This window comes from Liquorilactobacillus uvarum DSM 19971 (assembly GCF_001434935.1).
GTDB classification, from domain to species: Bacteria; Bacillota; Bacilli; order Lactobacillales; family Lactobacillaceae; genus Liquorilactobacillus; species Liquorilactobacillus uvarum.
Genome location: NZ_AZEG01000096.1, coordinates 1 through 1,147 on the forward strand (window position 1 = coordinate 1; position 1,147 = coordinate 1,147).

2 protein-coding genes are annotated in these 1,147 nt (G+C 32.2%); both read left to right on the forward strand.

What is annotated here, in order from left to right:
* Positions 1–63 precede the first annotated feature (63 nt).
* A complete protein-coding gene (locus FD20_RS12530; RefSeq protein WP_268871959.1) occupies positions 64–654 on the forward strand; it encodes a PRD domain-containing protein in 591 nt (196 codons plus the stop codon).
* Positions 655–657: 3 nt separating this feature from the next.
* Complete coding sequence (locus FD20_RS12535) at positions 658–1,119, forward strand: PTS transporter subunit EIIB (protein ID WP_057738932.1); 462 nt, start codon at positions 658–660, stop codon at positions 1,117–1,119.
* Positions 1,120–1,147: the final 28 nt, after the last annotated feature.

Consider the following 1,147-nt stretch of genomic DNA (forward strand, 5'->3'; position numbering starts at 1 on the left):
AAAGGAAGCTGATCTTTTTTGTCCGAACAGCGTTCGGATTAATTTTACAATCTACCACATGAACTGAATCCAAATGTAATTTTTAGTTTAGCAGATCATATAAACTTTGCAATTATTAGGCAGAAAAATTATAAAGAGTTAACGTTACCTTTTTCTTATGATGTCAAACAGCTTTATCCTAAAGAATTTGAAGCTGGAAGAATGGCGATTAATTTAGTCGAGAAAGAGTTAGATGTTAACTTGCCTCAAACTGAAATTACGGCAATCGCAATGCATTTTATTAATTCACAAGTTATTAATATTCCATCAATAACAGATAATACATTTAATTTGATATCTGTAAAAGCTATTTCTTATGTTGAAAGTTATTTCAACATAAGAATCGATCAAAATGGATTTTCATATAATCGTTTCATAATGCATTTGCGTTACTATTTGATAAGAATTTCGGAAAATAAACAAATAGTGGATGAAGCAAGTACCGCTATGATAAGAACGTTTAAACAAGAGTCTCCTAAAATATACAAATGTACTAAACAGATAGTAGTAATGATCGATGAGATATTAAATAGTAAAAGTACGGATGATGAAATGTTTTACCTAATGATATATGTCAAAAGAATAGTTGTTAAGTCATTGAATAATAAGGAGTAAATTATGAAAAGAAAAAAAGATGAATTTAAAGCAATGGGTGTTGAAATCCTAAAGAAAATAGGTGGAAAGGAAAATGTAGCCAGTGTGACTCATTGCATGACTAGATTACGCTTTAACCTTAAAGATATGAGTTTTCCGAATGACAATGAAGTTAAGAAAATCAAGGGTGTACTGGGGGTTATGCGCGCAGGAGGTCAATACCAAGTTGTCATAGGTCAGACGGTCAATGAGGTTTATGACGAAGTTGTTGCGTCAGGTAACTTAAAACAGGATAAACCAATAGTTGAAGAAAGAGCTCAAAACACAGAAAAAGTAAAAATGACATGGAAAAGCGTTGGGTCAACAATTCTCAATAAAATTGCAGGTAGCTTAACACCCATTATTCCAATGCTTGTGGCAGCTTCAATGTTCAAAATGCTTGTAGCAGTTCTTGGACCTGCTCCTATCCTAGTATTTGGTACATAAATTTCTGAACAGTTGTGCCATAATTAAT

Excerpts from the sequence above, each read along its gene's own strand:
- FD20_RS12535 (WP_057738932.1), top strand. The coding sequence starts at position 658 with ATGAAAAGAAAAAAAGATGAATTTAAAGCAATGGGTGTTGAAATCCTA.